5 protein-coding genes and 1 pseudogene are annotated in these 6312 nt (G+C 75.5%); all 6 read right to left on the bottom strand.

Annotated elements, in window-relative coordinates:
- Positions 1 to 281: 281 nt before the first annotated feature.
- The 6 genes and pseudogenes from ABD198_RS24945 to ABD198_RS24920 all read right to left on the bottom strand — a co-directional run bounded on the left by ABD198_RS24945 (position 282) and on the right by ABD198_RS24920 (position 6302).
- A pseudogene (locus ABD198_RS24945) lies at positions 282 to 1087 on the bottom strand (TIGR04222 domain-containing membrane protein).
- A 109-nt stretch (positions 1088 to 1196) separates the two neighbouring features.
- Entirely contained in the window at positions 1197 to 2567 is a 1371-nt protein-coding gene (locus ABD198_RS24940) for an MbnB/TglH/ChrH family RiPP precursor modification enzyme (RefSeq protein ID WP_344005907.1), read from the bottom strand.
- 212 nt (positions 2568 to 2779) lie between these two features.
- Positions 2780 to 3511, bottom strand: coding sequence for a peptidyl-tRNA hydrolase (locus ABD198_RS24935; RefSeq protein ID WP_344005905.1), 732 nt, complete (start codon positions 3509 to 3511; stop codon positions 2780 to 2782).
- A 44-nt stretch (positions 3512 to 3555) separates the two neighbouring features.
- Positions 3556 to 3735, bottom strand: coding sequence for a hypothetical protein (locus ABD198_RS24930; RefSeq protein WP_344005903.1), 180 nt, complete (start codon positions 3733 to 3735; stop codon positions 3556 to 3558).
- Between the two features lie 50 nt (positions 3736 to 3785).
- Entirely contained in the window at positions 3786 to 4643 is an 858-nt protein-coding gene (locus tag ABD198_RS24925) for a polysaccharide deacetylase family protein (RefSeq protein WP_344005901.1), read from the bottom strand.
- Between the two features lie 135 nt (positions 4644 to 4778).
- Complete coding sequence (locus ABD198_RS24920) at positions 4779 to 6302, bottom strand: FAD-dependent oxidoreductase (protein ID WP_344005899.1); 1524 nt, start codon at positions 6300 to 6302, stop codon at positions 4779 to 4781.
- Between the last annotated feature and the right edge of the window lie 10 nt (positions 6303 to 6312).

Below are 6312 nucleotides of genomic sequence, written 5' to 3'. Positions count from 1 at the left end.
GTGGCCGCCGGGGGCGCCAGCGGCGGTGGCGCCGCCGGCCGCGGCGGCGGCCGGGGCGGCGAGCAGCAGGGTCCCGGCGGCCGCGTGGACGGCGGCAGTTCTCATCGAGGCATCCCTTCGGAGCGCGGCGGCAGCAGGCGACAAAAGGGATGTTTTCGATCGATGATCAGTCGAGGCAAGCACCGGCGGCGCATGTCGCCCCGTCCGAACTCCCGTACGCCCCCCCGCATCCGTACTCCCGTGCGCCCCGCCCCGGCGCCCTCTCCTGAGCCCCCCGGCGTCTACTGCCGCTCGTCGTCCAGCCCGAGGTACCACTCGCGGTGGGCGAAGGCCGCCCGTAGATCCGGTTCGCCGACCGCCCGTATGCCGCGCACGGCCACGCACGTCAGATACGTGCGGTCGTCGGCGGTGCCGTCGGCGCGCCGGGGCAGCGCTCCGAGCAGCCGCTGCCCGGCCGGTGAGGCCCAGCGGGAGTACGGGTGCACCTCGAACCGAGCGATGGCCAGGCAGCCGAGCGCCAGGGTGAGCGGCAGCGCGAACCACATGGCGATCAAAGGGCGCGGCATCCCGGCCGGGACCGGCAGCAGCAGGGCCGCCGCCCCGAGTCCGGCCACCACGGGCACCGCCAGCCGCACCTGCCGCACCGCGTCGGCGATCGTCGAACCCTCCCCGTCCGGCACCGCCAGCCCCGCCCTGACCAGCCGGTCGGCTATCCCGCGCACCGCGTCCGCGGTCGCCGCGGCGGCGCGCACCGGAGCGATGGGGGCCTGCCCTCCGGGCCGATCGCCCCTATGACGGACCGCTCCACCTCGTCCCGCCCGCGGGGATCCACCACCGTCGCCCACCCCGTGCGGGCCAGCAGCAGCCTGCGCTGACGCGCCATCGCCACCAGGGTGACATCGGCGACCCGGCGGGGCCCGCCGGACAGGAACGCGGCCTCGTACAGCGTCAGATCGCGGTGCGGGCGGCCGGTGCCCGCCGTGGCCGGCCCGCCGGTGTCCGCCGCACGCGCCGCGGCCAGGCACAGACGCGTGCACGTCACGCCGGCGACGGCCCAGGCCGGCAGCAGGAGGAGGACCCAGAACATCAGTTGTTTGTAAGCGACACGGTCACGCGAGCACCATGCCCCGTTCACATCCCGGACCGAGTGTTGCCGGTATGTGACGTTCCGATCGGGGTGAACGGCCGGGGGCGGCTCAGCGCCGCAGCAGCACCCGTCGGGTCGCCCGGACCAGTCGTACCGTGGGCCGCCGCGACCGCGGCTTCGGCCCCGACCGCTCCAGCCACCACTCGCGCAGCTCCCGCCGCGCCTGCGGCTCCTCCGGCCGCCCGGCCAGCAGCAGCCGCCCGGCGAAGTCCAGCGCGTCCTTCCGGTAGCCGCCGGTCATCGGCTGCGACTGGGCGTACGCCAGGAAGGCGGGCCGGTAGCCGTCGCCGAGGATCTCGGGCAGCTCGGGCGCGACCTTGGCGACGACATCGGCCCGCTTGGCGGCGAGCGCCCGCGCCTGCACCGCCATCCGCGCCCGGTCGAAGCCCTCCGGTACGGGCGTCCCGGCGACGAGGGAGGACAGCACCGCCGTCTGCTCCAGGGCCAGCCGCTGCCGGGCGCCCGCCACGGCCGCATCCTCGGATCCGGCGCCGGCGGCTGCCGCAGCGTCCGCGTCCGCGTCTTCGGTGCGCGCGGCGGCCGAAGTGCCCGCGGGGGACGCCGGCTCGGGGCCGTCCTCCTCGTCCCGCTGCCGCGCGCCCTTGGCCACCGCCCGCTCGATGGCCTCCAGCTCCCGGCGCAGCTCGTCCGGTTCCGGGAAGTTCTCGTCCCGCTCCAGCAGCACGCCGGGCGGGGAGATGCGCGAGGCGAGGTCGGTGAGGATGTCCAGCACGGGCTCGGGCACGGGGTGGGCGTGGCTGTCGTGCCAGACGCCGTCCCGCTCGAAGCCGCCCGCGACATGCACGTAGGCGATGGCCTCCAGGGGGAGTCCGGCGAGCGCCTCGGCCGGGTCCTCGCCCCGGTTGACGTGGTTGGTGTGCAGGTTGGCCACGTCGATCAGCAGCCGTACGCCGGTGCGGTCGGCGAGCTCGTAGAGAAACTGACCCTCGGTCATCTCCTCGCCGGGCCAGGAGAACAGCGCGGCGACGTTCTCCACGGCGAGCGGCACGGGCAGGGCGCCCTGGGCGATGCGGATGTTCGCGCACAGCACGTCGAGGGCGTCACGGGTGCGCGGCACCGGCAGCAGGTGCCCGGCCTCCAGGCGCTCGGAGGCGGTGAGCGCCCCGCCGGCCCGCACGAAGGCGATGTGCTCGGTGACCAGCGGCGCCCCGAGGGCCTCGGCCCGCTCGGCGAGCGCGGTGAGCCGTGCCTCGTCGGGCCGGTCGGCTCCGCCGAGGCCCAGTGAGACGCCGTGCGGCACGACAGTCACCCCGCGCCCGCGCAGCCGCAGCAGCGACTCCGGCAGATGACCGGGGCACACATTCTCGGCCACGACCTCGACCCAGTCGATGCCGGGTATGGCCTCCACGGCGTCGGCGATCTCCGGCCGCCAGCCGATCCCGGTTCCCAGTCGCTGCATCGTCCCCTCCTCCGCCGTTCCCCCGGCCCCCCGCCGGAACGCTTCCTCGGACGTGACGGAGGTATCGCCCCGCGCCGGCCGCCCGAACCCCGCGGCCCGCACCTTCAGAGCAACATTTGAGGTTCGGCGGGCCCCCGGTACCGGTACGTACGTCCCCGGTGGCCGAAACGTTCACCCGGCCCACCGGGGTGTGAGATGCCGGGGAGTGCCGGTCAGGCGGTGCGGCGCAGCGCCCGGTGGTCCGCCACCACCGTGCAGGAGCCCGGGGCGATCTCCGTGAAGCCGGCGTCGCGGACCAGCGGGAGTCCGCTGCTGGTCAGGGAGGGCCAGTCGGCGGGGTCCGCGGTGCGCACGGAGAGAGGGAAGCCGGCATCGCGCCAGGCGGTACGGGCCTCGTCGGACAGGTCCCACCAGGCCAGCTGGGCCGCGTGACCGGCCTGGGCCATGGCTTTGCCGGCGGACATGGTGAGGTCGGGATTGAGCCAGAGAACCGGCGCCGACGGATCCGCCGGGGCCGGCCGCTCGGGGTCGTCGAGGTCGGTGCCGGAGACCTGGAGGCGGGCCAGCTCCTTGGGCCAGCCGTCGAGGGGGACGGGCGGGAAGACCCGCACCTCGGCCGTCTTGCCGGTGACGGTGATCCCGGGAAGCTTCTCCGCGCGGCGCCACTCCGCACCGCGGGCCCGGCGCACCACCTTGCGGATGCGGGCGTCCTGCCAGGCGCGCATCACCGGCGCCCACTCGCCCTCGCCCACCGACCGCTCGTCGCTCAGCATCACCAGGACCGCGCGGGCCGCGGTCTCCAGGGCGTCGGTGCGGGGCGGGGGTGCCGCCCGCTCGAGGCGGACCACCAAGGGCAGGACGTACTGGGGTGCCGCGTCGCGGGTGTCGGACTCGCTGCGGAGGGGGCGGCCGGGGGCGGACGGCGGTGTCTGATCGGTGCTCACCCGTCCAGTCTGCCAACCCGTGGCGCGGCGGCCCCGCGGAGATGTCAGCAGCCGCAGGACGTGCGCTGGGCCTCTTCCCACTCGCAGGCGGGGCAGAGGGTGATGCCCTTGTACGACTCCGGGTACTCCGTCGGCTCCCGGCACACCACGCACTCCGCGTAGGGCGGCCCGTCGGCCTTCGGCGGCCTGGCCGCGTCGATCAGGCAGTAGTCGTTGTCGGTCATACTTCCAGCGTAGGACGGCCGGTGCCGATCAGCTCCGGCCGCCGGTCGCCTCAGCTCCGGCCGCCGGACGCCGCGATCAGCTCGGAGACCTTCACGAAGCGGTAGCCCGCCCGGCGCAGCTCCGGGACGATCCGGCGGACGGCCCGCTCGGTGGCGGGGGCCGCGCTGCGGGTGCAGTGCAGGACCACCACCGACCCCGGCCGCACCCCGTCCAGCACCTGCCGCGCCACCGCGCCGGCGTCCGTGGCGAAGGCGTCGCCGCCGACCACGTCCCACTGCACGGCCGTGACCCCGGCCGGGGTGAGCGCGCGCAGCGCCGCGCGGTCGTAACAGCCGCCGGGGAAGCGGAAGTACGGCAACGCCTCCGGCACCCCGGCCCTGCGGAAGGCGGCGTAGGCCCGCTCCACGTCGGAGCGCATCCGCTGCTCGGGGAGGACCGGCAGGCCGTAGCAGCCGTCGGTGTAGGCGTAGTGGCTGTAGGAGTGGTTGGCGACCTCGAAGAGGGGGTCGCGGCCGATGGCGCGGGCCTGGTCCGGGTACTCCTCGGCCCAGCGGCCCGTCATGAACACCGTGGCCGGCACCTTCAGCGCCCGCAGCGTCCGGATCAGCCGCGGATGGTCGAAGCGTTCGCCCGCCGCGGCGCGCGGTCCCTGGCCGGCGGTCATGTCGGCGTCGAAGGTGAGGGCCACCGTCTTGTCGGAGGCGGTGCGCGGGCCGTGCCGGAAGACCGGGGTGAGGCCCGCCGGGCCGGGGGCCAGGGTGGGCGGCCGGGAGGCCGTGGTGGCGGAGGGCGCCGACGGGCCGGGGCGGGCGGGCCGCCGGCCGCCGTCGCCGCAGGCGGTGAGCGCGGCACCGAGGACGGCACCCAGACAGCAGACGGTGACGGCACGGCGTACTTGTGTGATCACCGTACGAAGGTATGAAGTGATTTGTCCCGGTCGGCCCAGCCGGTCCGGGGTCCGCGGCGCGGCTCACCCGGCCGGACCACGGCCGTTCCCCTCCGGCGCGGCGGGTCAGATCTTCCGGTCCCTCCGGTGCGGCGGTCAGATCTTGCGGCGCTCCAGCGGGCGGGTCGCCGGGCCCTGGAGCACCGTGCCGTCGGTGCCGAACCGCGAGCCGTGGCAGGGGCATTCCCAGGCGCGTTCGGCCGCGTTGAAGGCGACCAGGCAGCCCATGTGGGTGCAGCGGGCGGAGACCGCGTGCAGCGCGCCGTCGTCGTCCCGGTAGACCGCGAGCCGGCCGTCCTCGGCGCGCACCACCGCACCCTCGCCCGGCGGCAGCGCCTCCACGGGCGGTGAGGGGTGCAGCCGGTCGCCGACGAAGTGCTTGGCGACCTGCGCCTGGTGCTTGAGGAAGTCCGGCGCCTCGCGGAGGGCGGGCAGCACCCGGCGCGGGTCGTACAGCGCGCTCCATTCGCACTCGCCGCCGGTGATCTGCGTGGTGAGCAGCAGGCCCGCCATCATGCCGCCGCTCATGCCCCAGCCGGCGAAGCCGGTGGCGACGTAGACGTGGCGGGCGCCGGGGTGCAGCGGGCCGACCAGCGGCACGGTGTCGGTCGGGTCGTTGTCCTGGGTGGCCCAGGCGTGGGTGAGCTCCACGCCGGGGAAGTGGGTGCGGGCCCAGGCGGAGAGGCGGTCGAAACCGGCGCGGGTGTCGGCGGTCCCCGGTGTGAAGTGCTCGCCGGTGACCACGAGGAGACGGCGGCCGGGGTCGTCGGCGAGCGGCGCGGTCCGCACCGAGCGGGTGTTCTCCTCCGGCGTGATGTACATGCCGCCGGGGTCCTGATCGGCGGGGATCGGGCCGGCGACGACCAGTTCGCGGCGCGGGGAGAGCCGGGTGAACAGCAGGGCGCGGTCGAAGACCGGGTAGTGGGTGGCGACCACGACGTCCCGGGCCGTCACCGCGACCCCGTCCGCGGTCGGCAGACGGCAGGGCGAGCCCTCCTCCAGGCCGGTCACCACCGTGTGCTCGTGGATGGTCCCGCCGTGCGCCAGCAGGTCGTCCGCCAGGGCGAGCAGGTACTTGCGCGGATGGAACTGGGCCTGTCCCGTCACCTCGACGGCCCCCGCCACCGGGAACGGCAGCTCCGTCTCGGTGACGAACGACGCCGGCAGCCCCGCCTCCCGCGCCGCCTCCGCCTCGGCGCGCACCTCGTCGGCGCGGGCGGGGTCGCGCACGTAGGTGAAGGCGCTGCGGCGCTCCCACTCGCACTCGATGCCCAGCTCCTCGATCACGGCGGCGGTGTGCTCGATGGCCTCCGACTGGGAGCGGGCGTACAGCCGGGCGCCCTCACTGCCGCGGGTACGGCGCAGCTTGCCGTAGATCAGCGAGTGCAGGGCGGTGACCTTGGCGGTGGTGTGGCCGGTGACGCCGCCCGCGAGCCGCCCGGCCTCCAGGAGGGCGACGCTCTTGCCGGCCCGCGCGAGCTCCCGCGCGGTGCACAGTCCGGCGATCCCGGCGCCGATCACGGCCACGTCAGCCTCGATGTCCTCCGTCAGGGGGTCATGGCCCCCCGCGGGTGCCGTCTCGAGCCAGTACGAGCCGCGGACCTGCTGGTTCTCCGTCATGCGGCCCGAG

The organism is Streptomyces thermocarboxydovorans, assembly GCF_039524635.1.
Classification (GTDB): Bacteria; Actinomycetota; Actinomycetes; order Streptomycetales; family Streptomycetaceae; genus Streptomyces; species Streptomyces thermocarboxydovorans.
Note: the sequence above shows the minus strand (reverse complement) of the source record. Positions and strands in the feature narration are given on the sequence as shown.